The sequence below is a fragment of the Carnobacterium sp. CP1 genome, from assembly GCF_001483965.1.
Lineage (GTDB): Bacteria > Bacillota > Bacilli > Lactobacillales > Carnobacteriaceae > Carnobacterium_A > Carnobacterium_A antarcticum.
Map to the genome: position 1 here is coordinate 1,815,796 of NZ_CP010796.1, position 17,935 is coordinate 1,833,730.

The 17,935-nt window shown below is 38.1% G+C and carries 17 protein-coding genes and 1 tRNA gene; 15 read left to right on the forward strand and 3 right to left on the reverse strand.

Going from position 1 to position 17,935, the window contains the following annotated elements:
- The first annotated feature begins 6 nt into the window (after window positions 1-6).
- From gyrA to NY10_RS08610, 12 genes are all read left to right on the forward strand, one after another.
- Window positions 7-2,574 carry a DNA gyrase subunit A gene (gene gyrA, locus NY10_RS08555; RefSeq protein ID WP_058919572.1) on the forward strand — a complete coding sequence of 856 codons (2,568 nt, stop codon included), beginning with the start codon at window positions 7-9 and terminating at the stop codon, window positions 2,572-2,574.
- A 228-nt stretch (window positions 2,575-2,802) separates the two neighbouring features.
- Window positions 2,803-3,102: a 30S ribosomal protein S6 gene (gene rpsF / locus NY10_RS08560; RefSeq protein WP_058919573.1), complete on the forward strand. Its 300-nt coding sequence runs from the start codon at window positions 2,803-2,805 to the stop codon at window positions 3,100-3,102.
- A 48-nt stretch (window positions 3,103-3,150) separates the two neighbouring features.
- A complete protein-coding gene (gene ssb / locus NY10_RS08565; protein ID WP_058919574.1) occupies window positions 3,151-3,669 on the forward strand; it encodes a single-stranded DNA-binding protein in 519 nt (172 codons plus the stop codon).
- A gap of 37 nt (window positions 3,670-3,706) precedes the next feature.
- Entirely contained in the window at window positions 3,707-3,943 is a 237-nt protein-coding gene (gene rpsR / locus NY10_RS08570; protein ID WP_058919575.1) for a 30S ribosomal protein S18, read from the forward strand.
- Window positions 3,944-4,331: 388 nt separating this feature from the next.
- The gene (locus NY10_RS08575; RefSeq protein WP_058919576.1) at window positions 4,332-6,329 is read left to right on the forward strand and encodes a DHH family phosphoesterase; all 1,998 of its coding nucleotides are present in this window, start codon (window positions 4,332-4,334) and stop codon (window positions 6,327-6,329) included.
- A gap of 2 nt (window positions 6,330-6,331) precedes the next feature.
- Window positions 6,332-6,784, forward strand: coding sequence for a 50S ribosomal protein L9 (gene rplI, locus NY10_RS08580; protein ID WP_058919577.1), 453 nt, complete (start codon window positions 6,332-6,334; stop codon window positions 6,782-6,784).
- A 223-nt stretch (window positions 6,785-7,007) separates the two neighbouring features.
- Window positions 7,008-8,390, forward strand: coding sequence for a replicative DNA helicase (dnaB, locus tag NY10_RS08585; protein WP_058919578.1), 1,383 nt, complete (start codon window positions 7,008-7,010; stop codon window positions 8,388-8,390).
- A gap of 189 nt (window positions 8,391-8,579) precedes the next feature.
- A complete protein-coding gene (locus NY10_RS08590) occupies window positions 8,580-9,872 on the forward strand; it encodes an adenylosuccinate synthase (RefSeq protein ID WP_058919579.1) in 1,293 nt (430 codons plus the stop codon).
- A gap of 193 nt (window positions 9,873-10,065) precedes the next feature.
- On the forward strand, window positions 10,066-10,884 hold the full coding sequence (locus tag NY10_RS08595; protein ID WP_058919580.1) for an aldo/keto reductase: 819 nt from the start codon (window positions 10,066-10,068) through the stop codon (window positions 10,882-10,884).
- 241 nt (window positions 10,885-11,125) lie between these two features.
- Window positions 11,126-11,198: transfer RNA gene (locus NY10_RS08600), tRNA-Lys, on the forward strand.
- A gap of 241 nt (window positions 11,199-11,439) precedes the next feature.
- Window positions 11,440-11,850, forward strand: a complete 411-nt coding sequence (locus tag NY10_RS08605) for a general stress protein (protein WP_058919581.1) — start codon at window positions 11,440-11,442, stop codon at window positions 11,848-11,850.
- A 181-nt stretch (window positions 11,851-12,031) separates the two neighbouring features.
- On the forward strand, window positions 12,032-12,844 hold the full coding sequence (locus NY10_RS08610; RefSeq protein WP_231726799.1) for a ZIP family metal transporter: 813 nt from the start codon (window positions 12,032-12,034) through the stop codon (window positions 12,842-12,844).
- A gap of 109 nt (window positions 12,845-12,953) precedes the next feature.
- Here NY10_RS08610 and NY10_RS08615 read toward each other — a convergent pair whose 3' ends face one another.
- On the reverse strand, window positions 12,954-13,169 hold the full coding sequence (locus tag NY10_RS08615) for a DUF378 domain-containing protein (protein WP_058919583.1): 216 nt from the start codon (window positions 13,167-13,169) through the stop codon (window positions 12,954-12,956).
- Window positions 13,170-13,776: 607 nt separating this feature from the next.
- Between NY10_RS08615 and NY10_RS08620 the strand changes: the two genes are divergently transcribed.
- Entirely contained in the window at window positions 13,777-15,246 is a 1,470-nt protein-coding gene (locus NY10_RS08620; RefSeq protein ID WP_231726721.1) for an alpha-amylase, read from the forward strand.
- A gap of 70 nt (window positions 15,247-15,316) precedes the next feature.
- On the opposite strand, the gene NY10_RS08625 is transcribed toward NY10_RS08620, so the two are convergent.
- Window positions 15,317-15,742: a YtxH domain-containing protein gene (locus NY10_RS08625; protein WP_058919585.1), complete on the reverse strand. Its 426-nt coding sequence runs from the start codon at window positions 15,740-15,742 to the stop codon at window positions 15,317-15,319.
- 29 nt (window positions 15,743-15,771) lie between these two features.
- Window positions 15,772-16,218 carry a DUF948 domain-containing protein gene (locus NY10_RS08630; protein ID WP_058919586.1) on the reverse strand — a complete coding sequence of 149 codons (447 nt, stop codon included), beginning with the start codon at window positions 16,216-16,218 and terminating at the stop codon, window positions 15,772-15,774.
- Between the two features lie 254 nt (window positions 16,219-16,472).
- Between NY10_RS08630 and NY10_RS08635 the strand changes: the two genes are divergently transcribed.
- Complete coding sequence (locus tag NY10_RS08635; protein WP_058919587.1) at window positions 16,473-16,994, forward strand: PTS sugar transporter subunit IIA; 522 nt, start codon at window positions 16,473-16,475, stop codon at window positions 16,992-16,994.
- A 227-nt stretch (window positions 16,995-17,221) separates the two neighbouring features.
- A complete protein-coding gene (gene yycF / locus NY10_RS08640) occupies window positions 17,222-17,929 on the forward strand; it encodes a response regulator YycF (protein WP_058919588.1) in 708 nt (235 codons plus the stop codon).
- Window positions 17,930-17,935 lie beyond the last annotated feature (6 nt).

Sequence of the window (17,935 nt, forward strand, 5' to 3'; positions counted from 1 at the left end):
TAAAGAATGGCTGAAGAGTTTAAAGAAAATATAAAAACAATTGAATTAAGCCATGAAATGCGTACGTCATTCCTTGATTATGCTATGAGTGTTATTGTAGCACGCGCATTGCCAGATGTACGGGATGGTTTAAAACCGGTTCACCGCCGTATTTTATATGGAATGAGCGAATTAGGGGTAACGCCGGATAAAGCGTATAAAAAATCAGCACGTATTGTCGGGGATGTGATGGGGAAATACCACCCGCATGGAGATAGTGCGATTTATGAATCAATGGTTCGGATGGCACAAAATTGGAGTTACCGTTACCCATTAGTAGATGGCCATGGAAACTTTGGATCAGTGGATGGCGACGGGGCCGCGGCAATGCGGTATACAGAAGCTCGGATGACAAAAATAGCAGTAGAAATGCTGCGGGATATCAATAAAGATACGGTCGATTACCATGATAACTATGATGGATCAGAACGTGAACCCGATGTATTGCCAGCTCGTTTTCCAAACCTGCTTGTAAACGGCGTTACTGGTATTGCTGTAGGTATGGCAACCAATATTCCACCGCATAATCTAACAGAAGTTATTTCAGCTTTGCATATTTTGATGAACGACCCTGATGCTACCACAGCAGATTTGATGGAAGCATTGCCTGGTCCTGACTTTCCGACTGGTGGACTGGTTATGGGGAAATCTGGAATCAGAAAAGCTTATGAAACTGGTAAAGGTTCTATTATGGTTCGGGCTAAAGTTGAGATCGAGGTATTAAAAAACGGAAAAGAACGCATAATCGTGCACGAATTGCCTTATATGGTCAATAAAGCCCGGTTGGTTGAACGAATTGCTGATTTGGCACGCGACAAACGCATCGAAGGAATCACTGACTTAGCAGATGAATCTGACCGTGACGGTATGCGGGTAGTTATTGATGTTAGACGTGATGTCAGCGCAAGTGTCGTCTTGAATAATTTATATAAATTAACATCATTGCAAACATCATTTGGTTTTAATATGTTGGCAATCGTGAACGGTATACCAAAAGTATTAAGTTTAAAAGCCATTCTTGAAGAATATTTGAAACATCAGGAAGTGGTCATTCGTAGAAGAACGGCTTACGATAAACGGAAAGCTGAAGCGCGTGCACATATTTTAGAAGGTTTAAGAATAGCTTTAGATCACATTGATGAAATCATTCGAATCATCCGCGGTTCAAAAACTGGAGATATTGCTAAAACAACTTTAATTGAAACATACGGTTTATCAGAAAAACAAGCGCAAGCTATTTTAGATATGCGTATGGTTCGTTTAACAGGTCTAGAACGCGATAAGATTGAAGCAGAGTATAATGAATTGTCAGCTTTCATTAATGATATGGCCGATATTTTAGCTAGACCAGAACGTGTCCATACAATTATTGAAACTGAATTGCTTGAAATCCAAGAACGCTTTGGCGATGCTCGTCGTACAGAATTACTAGTAGGCGAAGTATTGAGTCTTGAAGACGAAGATTTGATCGAAGAAGAAGAAGTTGTGATCACATTGACACATAATGGGTATATCAAACGTCTTCCAAGTTCAGATTTCAAATCTCAAAGACGCGGCGGTCGTGGCGTGCAAGGAATGGGAATCCATAATGACGATTTCATTGAGACATTAGTTTCTTGTTCGACTCATGATACACTGCTCTTCTTTACCAATAGCGGAAAAGTATATCGTTCTAAAGGATATGAAATTCCTGAATATGGCCGAACGGCTAAGGGAATACCGGTAATCAATCTATTGGGTATCGATTCTGGTGAAACTATCCAAGCCGTTATTAATGTCCGAGGCAAAGCAGATGACGATCATTATTTATTCTTTACAACACGTCAAGGTACGGTCAAACGGACTGCAGTGTCTGCTTTTGCTAACATACGCAGCAACGGAATCAGAGCGATTGTCTTACGTGAAGATGATGAACTGATGAAGGTTTCGGTTACGGATGGCAAACAAAATGTCATCATCGGAACTCACTTAGGTTATGCTGTCAGCTTTGATGAGAACGTTGTTCGAAATATGGGACGGAGTGCGAGCGGAGTACGCGGGATTCGTTTACGTGAAGATGACTATGTCGTCGGCATGGATCTCTTGACTCCAGATTCAGAAGTTCTGATCATTACGGAAAAAGGCTACGGCAAACGAACGAGTGCGAGTGAATACGCCATTAAAGGCCGTGGCGGAAAAGGAGTTAAGACAGCCAACATTACTGAAAAGAACGGTAAATTAGCTGGTTTAACGACTGTAAAAGGCGATGAAGACGTTATGTTGATCACCAATTCAGGTGTCATCATACGATTCAATGTAGCTAGCGTCTCTCAAACAGGACGTGCTACTCTTGGCGTTCGTTTGATTCGTGTAGCGGACGATGTCATCGTTTCAACAATGGCTATTGTCGAACCAGAAGAAGCTGAAGAAACTACTCCAGCCGCTTCTTCAGAAGTCACTACAGAAGTACCAGCGAAGATTTTAAATGAATCAGAGGACAGTGCTGAAGATACTGATAGTGAAGATAGTACTGAAGAGGAAGAAGACCAAGAATAAAAAAAGCAGCTCCCTTATTTCTGATTTTAGGAATAAGGGAGTGTTTTTTATGTGCACTACTTAAACATCAAAATAAAAACTAGTTGTTATTTAATTTTATAACTAAAAAAACATTGAATTATCTTATGCATTATGATATATTTATTAGACGTGAGTAATCTACTACAGAATACTCTCCTTGCTCGTTCAAAAGAATGAGCCAAAGTCCATAAGGAGGTGACAGTCAAGATGAGTCAAACAGCAAAATATGAAATTTTATACATTATCCGTCCAAACATTGAAGAAACTGAAAAAGCTGCTTTAATCGAACGCTTTGATACAATTTTAACAGATAATGGCGCTGAAATTACTGAATCTAAAGACTGGTCGAAACGCCGTTTAGCTTACGAAATTAAGAAGTTCCAAGAAGGAATTTATCATATCGTAAAACTAACTGCTACAGATGCAGCGGCAATCAATGAATTCGATCGTCTTTCTAAGATCAATGACAATATTTTACGTCATATGATTATTAGATTAGAAGCTTAAAGTTAAGATTGTTTCATGTGAAACACTTTTTTGGAAGGAGCTAATAATGTGATTAATAATGTTGTTTTAGTTGGAAGATTAACTAAAGACGCGGATTTAAGATACACTTCGAACGGTACAGCTGTGGCTTCATTCACCGTGGCTGTAAACAGACAGTTTACAAACCAAAAAGGTGAACGGGATGCGGATTTTATTAACTGTGTTGCTTGGAGAAAGACAGCTGAAACATTGGCTAACTTTACTCGTAAAGGGTCATTAGTTGGTGTGGAAGGACGTATTCAAACGCGTTCTTATGATAACCAACAAGGACAACGAGTGTACGTTACTGAAGTTGTTGTAGACACTTTCTCAATGTTAGAATCAAAAACGACAACAGAACAACGTCGTGGATCTGATACGAATCATTCAGGAGCTGCTCCTCAACAAAATTCATCTAACCAAACACAAAATAATTATTCACAAAAATCAGCTCCGACAGATTCGAAATATCCAGATTTTGGAAACTCTGATCCTTTTGAAAAGAGCAGCCAACCGATAGATATTTCGGACGATGATTTACCGTTCTAATGCACCATTAGAAACTTAGGAGTAAGGAGGAATAAAAATGGCTATCCAACGTAGAGGCGGACGTAAGCGCCGTAAAGTTGATTATATCGCAGCAAACCATATCGAATACATCGACTTTAAAGACTTAGATCTTTTGAAACGTTTTATTTCTGAAAGAGGTAAAATTTTACCTCGTCGTGTCACTGGCACTTCAGCTAAAAACCAACGTAAATTAACAATTGCAATTAAACGTGCACGTATCATGGGATTATTACCATTCGTTACAGCTGAATAATAGAAACTTAGAAAAGAATCGTGATACATATCATGGTTCTTTTTTTATTTCGCTCATGTATCTCTCATACTATGGAATCCAGCTTTAAAAGCACCTTTGTTAAATCGTGTTTGCTTATAGAAAGCTATGAAGAGGATCAAGCAAACACGATTCTTCTAGAAATTTTAAGACTGTGGAATATGAAATACGTTCATTTAACTTACCCACGTCAAAATGATAAATTCCTTTAAAAAAAGCATAAAAAATACAAGGAATGTTTCACGTGTAACAAACTGGAGAGCTAATATTGTTTCATGTGAAACATCTTTAACTGTCTAGTATCTAAAAGAAAAACATGGTAAAATAGAACATGAATCTTAAAAGAAACATATGGGAAAAGGAGCTTATTATGAAAAAACTGTCTCAAGAAAAACTCCCAAAGTTTTTAAATGATGACAAATTTAAGTTCATTGCAGTTGGCATTTGTCTCTTACAACTGCTGACAATTGTCTTAGGCTTTATGACGCATATTGCTATTGGAATTGCTCTGATTGTAATTTTTATTGTGGTTGTTGTTTTATTGTATAATACAGCTAAAGAAATCACGGTGGAAACCAATAAGTACATTGCTGATTTATCCTATCGTATTAAACGAGGAGAGCAGGAAGCCTTGATTAAAATGCCGATTGGCATTTTATTGTTTAATGAAGATTACGAATTGCAATGGATGAATCCTTATCTTCAAACGCATTTGGGTTATCAAGAAGTTCTAGGCAAAAAAATTAATGAAGTAGACCAGGAATTAGCGGATTTAATTCAAGAAAGTCATTCTTCTGGATTGAAGACAGCCCATTGGGACGATAAAGTTTTTCAGATAATTGTTCAACAAGATATCCGAGTGGTCTATTTAATGGATATTACAGAGTATGCACAAATCAAAGAAAAATACGAAGATGAAAAAATTGTGATTGGAAATATCTTTGTAGATAATCACGATGAGATCATCCAAGGGATGAACGACCGCAGCATTTCAAATTTAAATAATTTTGTTACGACGCATTTATCTCAATGGGCAAAAAAACACCATGTGTACTTAAAAAGAATTTCAGAGGATCGCTTCATTGTTATGATGCATCAAATGTCGCTCCTGTCGATTGAAGAAGATAAATTTTCTATCATCGACCGTATTCGCGAAAGAACTTCTAAGCAAAATTTTCCAGTAACGCTTAGTATGGGATTAGCTTATGGCGATGAAGATTTAAGTGAATTAGCTAAATTAGCACAAAGCAACTTAGATTTGGCATTAGGAAGAGGCGGAGATCAAGTCGTTGTGAAGTCAAAGAATGGCGAACCAAGATATTATGGCGGGAAAACGAATCCAATGGAAAAGAGAACGCGTGTTCGCTCTCGTATGATCAGCCAAGCGCTTCAAGAGTTAATGAAACAATCGGATCAAATTTTTATTATGGGTCATAGTTATCCAGATATGGATGTTATTGGGTCTTCGTTGGGAGTTCGAAGAATTGCTGAAATGAATAACAAAGAAGCATGGATCATTATCGATCCTGAAGGTTTCAGTAAAGACATTGCACAGTTGGTTGAAGAAATTGAAAAAGATAATTCTATTAGTCGTTATATTATTACTCCAGAAACGGCTGAAGAAATGATCACTTCCAATACGTTATTGATCATGGTCGATCATCATCGGCCTTCACTATCGATTGCACCTGATTTAGTCAAGAAGACGAATAACATTGTGGTAATCGATCACCACCGCCGCAGCGAAGAGTTTCCAGAAAAACCAGTTTTGGTTTATATTGAACCTTATGCATCTTCGACAGCAGAGTTGGTAACGGAGTTGTTTGAATATCAATCTAATGAAGCCGATCCAATCAATAAGATTGAAGCTACAGCTATGCTGGGCGGAATCATAGTAGATACGAAAAGTTTCTCATTACGAACAGGTTCACGTACATTTGATGCTGCAAGTTATTTAAGGTCCTGTGGGGCAGATGCGGTGTTGATTCAACGTCTATTGAAAGAAGATACGGACACTTACTTACTGCGCAGTCATTTGATTGAATCAATCGATTTTATCAGCGATAAAATGGCGGTTGCAATTGGCGAAGAAGACAGGGTTTATGATACAGTAGTAGCAGCACAAACAGCAGATACGATGTTGTCTATGACAAATGTCGACGCGGCTTTTGTGATTACCAAACGCTCAGATGGGCGTGTCGGAATCAGTGCTCGTAGTTTAGGCGAAATCAATGTTCAAGTTATCATGGAAGAACTTGGCGGCGGTGGGCACTTATCCAATGCTGCAACGCAAATAGATAATTGCACTGTGGCAGAAGCAAAAGAAAAATTAAAAGCAGTAGTAGTTAATCAAGATGAGGGGGAATAAAAATGAAAGTTATTTTCTTAGAAGATGTTAAAGGCAAAGGTAAAAAAGGCGAGGTCAAAAATGTAGCTGATGGATATGCACATAACTTCTTGATCAAAAATGGTTTAGCTAAAGAAGCAACTGCAGGAAGTTTAAGCGAATTAAAAGGGAAAATCAAAGCTGAAGAAAAACAACAAGAAGAAATCAAACAAGAAGCTGAAGAATTAAAAACCCTTTTAGAAAAAGAAGAAAATGCTATTGAAATCAAAGCTAAAGCAGCGGAAGACGGTCGTTTATTTGGTTCAATCACAACCAAACAAATTGCGTCAGCTGTCCAAAAACAATTAGGCATTAAATTGGATAAACGAAAAATCGAATTAAACGTTCCGATTCGGACCGTAACGTCGATGAAAATCGATATTAAAATTCACCCAGAAGTAACAGCAACGATGACTGTAAATGTATCGCCTGAATAAAATACCTAAAACTAAACGCATGAACAAACAATGTTCGGTCAGGATAAGAAATTCTGATCGAACATTTTTTATCTAATGAATCGTAAAAATGCAAACTATACCGGAACACTCGTTCTTATTGCTAGATTGTATTTCAAGAAATTTTGCGGTAAAATAAGAGCATTGAACTAAAGTAGCCAGTCTATACAAAAGGGACAAAAGGCTGCTGAAAGGAAGAGGAAATTTGGCAAATGAAGCTTTTCAAGATCGCTTACCGCCACAAAGTATTGAAGCGGAACAAGCTGTACTCGGGTCAGTTTTCTTAGATCCAGATACGGTTGTTGGAGCATTAGAATTTATTGAAGCAAAAGATTTTTATCGAAGAGGCCATCAACTTATCTTTCAAGCGATGTTAGATTTAAATAACCATAACGAAGCAATTGATATCGTAACGATCACTAATGCGCTGGAATCTAAAAATCAACTTGAAGACGTCGGCGGCATGGCTTATTTGGCTGAATTGGCTGTAACGGTCCCAACAGCTGCCAATATGGAACATTATGCTAAAATCGTTGAACAAAAATCGATCTTGCGTAATTTGATTCGAACAGCAACTGAAATCGTTACTAAAGGATATGACGAAGGAGACGAGCTGGCAACGATTCTAGATGAAGCTGAACGTGGAATCTTAGAGGTATCGGAAAAACGCAATAGAAGCGGTTTTTTATCCATCTCTGAAGTACTGAACACTTCCATCGCCCGCATCGATGAATTGTATCAAAATGATGAAGAAATTACAGGATTGCCGACGGGCTATAAAGCACTAGACAAAATGACGGCTGGTTTACAAAAAGATGAACTCATTATTTTGGCAGCTAGACCGGCAGTTGGTAAGACAGCTTTTGCGTTGAACATTGCTCAAAATGTTGGAACTAAAACAGATGAAACAGTTGCAATCTTCAGTTTGGAGATGGGAGCAGAATCGTTGGTAAACCGGATGCTGTGTGCAGAAGGCAGCATTGATGCAAGCAATCTGAGAACAGGGAATCTTTCTGAAGAAGAATGGCAAAACTTGATCGTGGCAATGGGAAGTTTGTCTAAAGCAAGCATCTACATTGACGATACTCCAGGGATTCGGGTGGCTGAAATACGCGCCAAATGCCGTCGTTTGAAACAGGAAAAAGGCGATTTAGGCTTGATTCTTATTGATTATTTGCAATTGATCGAAGGAACGGGTCGTGAAAGCCGTCAACAAGAAGTTTCTGAAATTTCACGGCAATTAAAAAAATTAGCTAAAGAATTGAGTGTACCCGTAATGGCCTTGTCTCAACTTTCTCGTGGCGTGGAACAAAGGCAAGATAAACGGCCGGTGCTAAGCGATATTCGTGAGTCTGGTTCGATTGAACAAGATGCTGATATCGTAGCATTCCTTTACCGAGATGATTATTACGATCGTGAAGATGGTGAGGATGAGGACGAAGACATGGCAGGAGAAGACAATGTTATCGAAGTCATCATTGAAAAAAACCGGAGCGGGGCACGAGGAACCGTTAAATTATTGTTTATAAAAGAATACAATAAATTTTCGTCATTGGCTTATTTTCCAGAAGATATGCCACAAAGATAGAAAAAGGCTGAAAACGATATCGTTCGTTTATCAGCCTTTTATTTTTGTTTTAAAAATAAAATATTCGTTTATCAGCTTTTAATAGGCTTTGATAGAATAAAATATTCGCTTTTTATTGAATACTGGTTTAAATACTGATAAACTGAGCTGGTAAATGATGAGCAAAAAAATAAGTAGCGAGGTGTTTATATGTCTTCAGTAGTAGTAGTCGGCACACAGTGGGGCGATGAAGGAAAAGGAAAAATCACTGATTTTTTAAGTGAGAAGGCCGAAGTTATCGCGCGTTACCAAGGCGGAGATAATGCGGGACATACCATTAAATTTAATGGCGTAACATATAAATTGCACTTGATCCCTTCAGGAATATTCGCTGAAAATAAAATCAGTGTGATTGGAAACGGTGTTGTGATCAATCCTAAATCGCTCGTAGAAGAAATCGGTTATTTACATGAACACGGAGTAGCAACGAATAATTTACGTATTTCAGATCGTGCACATGTCGTGCTGCCGTATCATATTTTATTAGATCAATTACAAGAAGATGCAAAAGGCGACCAAAAGATTGGAACAACGATCAAAGGAATTGGCCCAGCGTATATGGATAAAGCTGCTCGCGTCGGTATACGAGTAGCAGATCTACTAGACAAAGAAATTTTTGCAGAGCGTTTGCGTAGCAATTTAGAAGAAAAGAACCGTACGTTCACTAAACTATTCGGTACTGCTCCGATTGAGTTTGAGGATGTTTTTGAAGAATATTATCAATATGGTCAAGAAATCAAACAATACGTTTGCGATACTTCAGTTGTTTTAAATGACGCTTTAGATGCAAATAAACGAGTTTTATTTGAAGGTGCACAGGGTGTGATGCTGGATATCGATCAAGGCACGTATCCTTTTGTAACGTCTTCTAATCCAGTTGCAGGAGGAGTAACGATCGGTAGTGGTGTTGGCCCGTCAAAAATCGACAAAGTTGTTGGTGTTTGTAAAGCTTACACTTCTCGTGTAGGAGATGGTCCTTTTCCAACTGAATTGCATGATGAAGTTGGGCAGCAAATTCGTGAAATCGGGAAAGAATATGGAACGACAACGGGACGTCCACGTCGTATTGGCTGGTTCGATACAGTGGTCATGCGTCATTCAAAACGCGTTTCCGGTATCACAAATCTAGCTTTAAATTCAATTGATGTATTAAGCGGATTGGAAACAGTCAAAATCTGTACAGCGTATGAACGCAATGGCGAACAAATCCTTCATTATCCAGCAAGTTTGAAAGAACTGGCTGAATGCACTCCTATTTATGAAGAAATACCAGGCTGGGGCGAAGACATCACTGCTTGCCGCACATTGGAAGACCTTCCTGAAAATGCCCGTAACTATGTTTACCGCATTGCAGAATTAGTTGGTGTGCGTATATCAACGTTCTCAGTAGGACCAGATCGTGACCAAACCAATGTACTGGAAGACATTTGGTCACAACTCTAGCCGCTAACGTTAACGATGCTGAATCAGAACTAATCGAACCTTTCTCGTAAAATAGCGGTGAGGATTCGGTTAGTTTTTTTGTGTTCTCTACAGGACCAGCTAAAAAAGCTAAGCAATCTAAAAATTTTACTCTCTTTGGAATTTAGCATACAATTAAAAAGTATTCAGGTTAACTATAAGGAGGAAGCTCTAAATGATGAAAGAAAACACATTCGTATTTCACAATGGTGTGGAAATTCCTAATATCGGTTTTGGTACATGGCAAATTCCAAACGAAGAGGCTTATGATGCTGTAACGATGGCTCTTAAAAACGGGTATACTCATATTGATACGGCATTAGCTTATCGCAATGAAGAAAACGTTGGAAAAGCAATTAAAGATTTCGATATTGCCCGTGAAAAAGTTTTTATCACGAGTAAACTTCCAGCACAAATCAAAGGTTACCAAGAAACACTAGAAGCATTTAATGAAACCATTACCAATCTAGGTGTGGATTATTTGGATCTTTATCTTATTCATGCACCATGGCCATGGGACGAAAAAGGCAAAGATTGCACCGAAGAAAATATTCAAACTTGGAAAGCGATGGAAAAGCTTTATAATGACGGCAAGATCCGCGCGATCGGTGTATCTAATTTTTCTAAATCCGATATCCAAGCTATCATCGATGCTTGTGAGATCGTACCAATGGTCAATCAAATACCATTTTACATTGGCCACGATCAAAAAAGTTTGTTAGCTTACTGTAAAGAACACGATATCGTCGTTGAAGCCTATTCTCCTCTGGCAACTGGGCAAATTTTGAACAGTCCTGAAATTAAAGAGATGTCAGAAAAGTATGGTGTAACGCCAGCTCAATTATGTATCCGTTACTGCTTAGAACACGAAACGCTGCCTCTTCCAAAGTCAACGCATGAAGAGCGCATTATTGAAAACAGCAAACTTGATTTCAAGATTACTCCTGAAGACGTCAAAAAACTTGATGCAATTGAAGATGTTCGTGCAAAATAAATAAGCTTTACTATAAACTAAGGGGTTGAGGCATATGTCTCAGCTCCTATTTTTTATATAATACAATTCATTAGTAGATGTTCTTTGCTCTATTCTACGTTTTTTAATTCAAAGATCACTCTATAAATGGCCTGGACCATAATTTTTTAAGCGGAACAACGAAAAATAATTAAAGGATACCTTGCGCAAGTAGCAATTGTTGTGTTAAAATTATTCTTATAGATGGACATGATCGATATAAGGGTTGTTAGCTCAGTAGGTAGAGCAGCTGACTCTTAATCAGCGGGTCGAGGGTTCGATCCCCCCACAGCCCATTGGGTGCCAAACCCACGAGACGGACAAACGTTGGTGCGAAAGCATTTTGAAAACGTTTTGTTGCGTCTTTTTTTTGTTTTCTTTTACAGAGAGAAACAACATGAAAAAGTACTGCGGTCATTGTGTTAGCTCGAATTAGAAATAAGCATATTTATTGTTTTGCTTTAGTTAAAACGGTACCCTTTTATTTGTAGTGGAAGAACAACCACAATGAAGTGGAGAAAATAGGAGGGGTTCATAATGAGCATGATGGTAAAAGGTATCTACGATAATGCCCAAGAAACACTTGAGGCCGTTAACCAGTTAAAATCAGAAGGTTATACAGCAAATGAAATTACTGTTGTTACCGGTCAAAATAAAAATCCTAATTTGAAAGATTTAAATGAAGCAAAAGTGTCGACTGCTGATGCCACAAAAGAAGATCACGAAGATGAAGAATCTGTTTGGGAAAAAATCAAAGATGTGTTCACAGTGAAAGACTATGAAAAGGGAAATTCTGTAGGAAACCCGTTAGCTGAATATGGTGTGTCCGATGACGTCGCTAGCGATTTAGATTATAAAAACGAGCTGGAAAAAGGCAGAATTTTGATTGTCGTGGATGATGCTAAAGAAATGCAAAAAAATTCTCCAGAGAAAAAACCATTGATTTAAATAATATTTGGCAGTGTTGCCTAAAAAAGATAGAATAATAAGGGGATAAGCAAAGAGCGTTGTTCTTGCTTTCCTCCTTTATCTGGTTATAACAGCAAAAAAACACTTTTATTTGAAGAAAGTGATCAGTCAGTTAGAAAACTATTTTATATGAAAAAAAAGAATAGGAGGGAAATAGTTGATTCAATACATAAGCTCACTGAGTCCCGTAATGCAAACGTTACTTGCGACTTTCTTTACTTGGGGAATGACAGCTCTTGGAGCAGCCCTTGTGTTTACGACAAAAAAAGTGAATCAAAAATTAATGGACGGGATGCTTGGTTTTGCTGGCGGAGTTATGATCGCCGCAAGTTTTTGGTCTCTTTTAGCACCAGCCTTATCTATGGCAGAAAGCGGACCCTTTCCATCTTGGTTTCCAGCGGCAGTTGGTTTTATGTCAGGAGGCCTCTTTTTATGGGGAGTAGATAAAGTCATTCCGCATTTACATCCCAACACGCCGCGTGCCGAAGCTGAAGGAATTCAGCCATATAAGAGGCACAGAAGCACATTATTAGTTTTAGCGATCACGATGCACAATATCCCAGAAGGGCTTGCAGTAGGGGTGGCGTTTGGATCTGTCGCAACTGGAAACCCTGAAGCTTCGATAGCTGGAGCAACTGCTTTAGCTATCGGGATGGGCATTCAAAATTTCCCGGAAGGCACAGCAGTTTCGATGCCGCTTAGACGAGACGGCTTATCCCGCTGGAAAAGTTTTTATTATGGACAACTCTCGGGAGTTGTTGAACCTATTGCAGCTCTGATAGGTGTAGCAGCTGTAACCTTAATGCAGCCTCTTCTTCCATTTGCTTTAAGTTTCGCTGCAGGCGCGATGATTTTTGTCGTAGCTGAAGAAGTTATTCCAGGCTCGCAAGAAAATGGCAATAAGGACTTAGCATCTATGTGGTTGATGATTGGGTTTACGATCATGATGATTCTTGATGTAGCCTTAGGATAAGTTTTTTTAAAAACGAAGTTTATTATTGCTTTTTGAAATCTAGGAAAAAGAATGAAACAGTTAAAAACAGGAGTTGGGATTATATCCCAACTCCTGTTTTTAACTAGACTTATCTATTTCTGCGATCCGAATTCGAAATTAAGGGGAAGAACTTTAAAGCATATAATGCACACAAGCCAACAATTACGTAAATGATTTTTGAAAGAATTGCAGTTTGTCCACCAAAAATCATAGCTACAAGATCAAATTCGAAAAGTCCAACTAACAGCCAGTTTAATCCACCAACGATCAATAGGCCTAAAGCAACACTGTCTAATGTTTTCATTGTTATTTCCCTCCTTCGTTTATTAACCTTACTATACTATTCGCTTATTAAAGAGTCGAATGATATGACTTAAATTAAATAACCGCTTTTTATATCAAAACTATTTTTTGGGGATACCCTCTTGGGTCCTAGATTAGTGGGTAGGTCACAATTTAATAGGAAAACCGTAACCCATTGTGAGCAATCAGCTCTCTGCCTAACAAACGGGTAATAAAATATTAGCGACTTGTTAGGGTGAACCTGCCCAGCTCATAATAATATAAGAAACGGCTATCGGTGCGTCATTAGAAGGTATTTCCCTTATCATTTTTCTCAAAAATGAGTTTGCATGATGAAGGAGATTACTAGTTGATCAGAAAAATTTCGATTTCGAAAATTTCACTATAAGAAAAACCAAACGAAAAGCAACCCATATTAGAAGTGGTAGGAATAAAGAGAAAAACGTGCTTTTTAAACTTTTACCGATTTTGAGAATAAGTTTGGTTTCACCAAGCAAGAATGGCTTAAAAATTGCTAAAAAGAGCAATAGCCAGTACTATTTACTTAAAGAACATTTCGAAAATAAAACAATTTGGAAAGGGAGTGCAACATGAAAGAGAATGGGATTATGATGCAATATTTTGAATGGCATTTGGAAGCAGACGGAAAACATTGGGAACGGTTAAAAGCAGATGCAGAACACCTAAGTAAAATGGGTGTGACAGGTGTTTGGATCCCGCCTTGTTTTAAAGCAACGGGCATCAATGATGTAGGCTATGGTATTTATGACTTGTATGATTTAGGCGAATTTGATCAAAAAGACGCTATTCGAACCAAATATGGAACGAAAAAAGAATTAAAAGCTGCGGTTGATGAGCTACATAAATATGACATTCAAGTTTATGCGGATATCGTATTGAACCATAAAGCCGGGGCAGATGAAACAGAACGTTTTATGGCCAGCGAAGTGAATCCGGATGATCGTAATCAAACGATAAGCGAACCTTATGAAATTGAAGGATGGACAAAATTTACTTTCCCAGGCAGAAAAGGCACTTATTCTGATTTTCAGTGGTCATGGGTCCATTTTTCAGGAATTGATTACAATCAAGAGAATGGGAAAAAAGCAATCTATCGTATTGAAGGCGAAAATAAAGGTTGGGCCAATGACGACAAAGTAAACAACGAATATGGTAATTATGATTATTTAATGTATGCAGATATCGATTATGCACATCCAGGAGTCATTGAGGAAACTAAAAAATGGGCCAAGTGGTTCATAGAAGAAACAGGTGTCGATGGGTTCCGGTTGGATGCTGTGAAGCACATTAACGAGAACTTTATATACGATCTAGTTAAAACGATTCGAAATGAATTTGGCGAACAATTTTTTGTGGTCGGTGAATACTGGGATTCAGCTTATGAAAGTGTAGAAGGTTATTTGGAAGACCAAGACTTCAATTTGGCATTAGTTGATGTGGGGTTGCATACTAACCTAGAACAAGCATCAAAATCAGGAAATGAATACGATTTATGCCAGCTATTTGATGCTACATTGATGAAAAAAAATTCTTCGTATTCGGTGACATTTGTCGATAACCATGATTCACAGCCTGGTCAATCGTTGGAGTCTTTTGTTGAATCTTGGTTTAAACCTCTGGCCTATGGTGTCATTTTATTGCGTGCAGAAGGGTATCCTTGTTTATTTTATGGGGATTATTATGGGATACAAGGAGAGAACCCTATAGCTCCACAACAAGAGATGATTGATAAGCTGTTATATATTCGGACTCATCATGCTTATGGCGAGCAAGTCGATTACTTTGATCACCCTAATTGTATTGGCTGGACGCGTTTAGGGAATGAACAACACCCTTATGGCTGCGCAGTGGTGCTGTCAAATGGAGAAGCAGGTTATAAAGAGATGCAGATGGGCAAACAACATGCCGGGGAAACCTTCGCGGATTATACTGGAAATCATGAAGAAAAAGTAGTTATTGATGAAAACGGGAATGGGTATTTTTTAGTCCAAGCCGGATCGATTTCCGTTTGGGCAAAAGAAGGCGTAAAGCCAGAAGAAGCAGCGGAAGAAAAGTAAAAATAGGATTCCAACAGCGTAACTAACTGTTGGAATCCTATTTTTTTAATTGTTTAATGAGAATGTTTGTTTAGATTTGTCCACGTTTGTCATCGATTTTGAAATCTGTCGGCATTGGTGTTTCTAAATCTTCAATCGGCGGATATTCTTGGTCTGGCGCAGTAGTTGTGTCTTCTTCTTTAAGGTTGCTTGAATGAAGAACAACGTCAGAACCATGTGTCTTGACATTCGTTGTGTACAAATCATCTTCAATATTTTCCATCGTTTCTGCTAAATCAGGATTTGTATAATTGATTTCTTCTTCAACTTCGTGATACGTTTCTTTTATTTCATCAGTGAATTGGTTAACTTTATCCATCGCCTGTTCTTGTAGCGAAAGTGCTTCTTTTTTTAGATCTGCACGTAGCTCTCGTCCTGATTTTGGAGCAAAGAGCAAAGCCGTAATAGCAGCAGCTGTACCTACAAATAAAGTTCCCATGAAATTGTTTTTAGACATGTTTAAATTCTCCTTCAAAAATGTATTTTTTAATTAAAATCAACGTTTGTTTCTTTCGAACTTTTCTTTTTAAACAGCCTTACTGCTGTTTTTTTAAGCAATGAGAAAGTTGGAAGACTGCTGTTTTTTTTGCTAGAAGAGCCAAAAAATTGAGAAACTGCATCTGTACCTGATTGTTTCAATTCGTCAAGAGCATTTTGAAAATCGGTGATCGATTGAGAAAAATAATCAATATTTTTCATTTTATCATTAACTTCTGTAGTCATTCCATTAACCTCCTGTGTTAACTGATCTATTTTGTTCTTTATTGCATCTGCTTCTCTCGTGAAAAAATCAATCTTATCTTGGGCATTCGTTGCGGTTTTTTCTGCAGCTTTCATTAGACTGGAAACTTTTTTTCCGAAAATTATTCCAAATACAATTAACGCGATCAAAGCTAAACCAACAATGACAACTGCAATGATTCCACCTGACATGTCATTTTCACGCTCCCTTCTAAAGTAAAAACACCGTTTAGTGTCTATAGAATACCATTAAAGCAAGGAATTTCCAAATAATATGAAATCGTATTCTCCTTGCTTTTAGCTTTATTTGTCAAAGGAAAGAACGTTTTTTTGAACGTGTAGTCAAACGCGCCATTATCAGTTACAATAAAAGGTAAATAAAACATACGGTACAACAATGGAGAATACAATGAAACAAGGTAGGGAAGTTAGGAGGAGAGCTAAAATTGGACGCATTTTCAAATCAAAATGAACAAGCAAACCCAAACCAAGTGCTAAGAACAGAATTATTTGCGGTAACAGATGGAAAAATCATCTCAATCGAGAGCGTAGCTGATCCGGTCTTTTCTGAGAAAATGATGGGAGACGGTTTCGCCATGGAACCGACATCGAACATCGTGCTTGCTCCAGTTAGCGGCAGATTATTTCAAGTTGCTGGTGCCTTACACGCTTATGGTATCGTGACGGATAAAGGGATAGAAGTTTTGGTTCATGTTGGATTAGAGACCGTTACTTTAAATGGAGAAGGCTTTGTAAGTTCATTAAAAGAAGGTATGATGGTTAAACAAGGAGAGCCCTTAGTTACCGTAGACTTTGATTACCTCATCAGTCAAGGCTGCAAGACGACTACTTCAGTGGTCGTTATCAATGGATGCAGCTCTCTTTATCATTATGAATTAAATCAAGAGGAACATGCTGTTGCAGGAGAAACGCTTGCGTTAGTGGTTTTGAAAAGTCCAGATAAATGATAGAAGAGCTCAGCAGCCTGAAAGATCAGATTTTTTCAGGCCTATTTGTCCCAAAAGAACAATTGAACACACTACTGGAGCAAAATAATCCAGCTGTCCTAAATTAGAGAGTGAAAGCCATTTCTCTAATTTTTTTGCACTTCGTTCTTAGGTTGGGTATAATGAAAGGATACAATGGAAGTAATGTGCCTTTATGTGAGAGCTTAAAACTCTAAGGAGGGTTTAAATTGAAAAAAGTATTAGTAGTAGACGATGAAAAACCAATCTCAGATATAGTGAAATTTAATTTAACAAAAGAAGGTTACGATGTATATACGGCTTATGATGGTGAAGAAGCCCTCGAAAAAGTTGAAGAAGTTGAACCGGATTTAATTATATTGGATTTGATGCTGCCTAAAATCGATGGGTTGGAAGTGTGTCGCGAGATACGTAAAACGCACGATATGCCAATTATCATGGTAACGGCTAAAGATTCAGAAATTGATAAAGTACTAGGGTTAGAATTGGGTGCAGACGATTATGTAACCAAACCGTTTTCGAATCGAGAATTGGTTGCACGTGTAAAAGCTAACTTGAGACGACATGGAAATGCAAAAGCAGCAGTTGTAGAAGAAGAAGAAACAAACGACATTGAAGTTGGGGCATTAACCGTTCACCCGGATGCTTATATTGTCTCAAAAAGAGGCGAAACAATTGAATTGACTCACCGGGAATTTGAACTGCTGCATTATTTAGCGAGACATTTAGGACAAGTAATGACCAGAGAACATTTGTTGCAGACCGTCTGGGGTTATGACTATTTCGGAGATGTTCGAACGGTCGACGTAACAGTCAGAAGATTAAGAGAAAAAATTGAAGATAGTCCTAGCCATCCGGCTTGGTTAGTTACAAGACGTGGCGTTGGTTATTATTTAAGAAACCCTGAACAGGAGTAGAAGTTC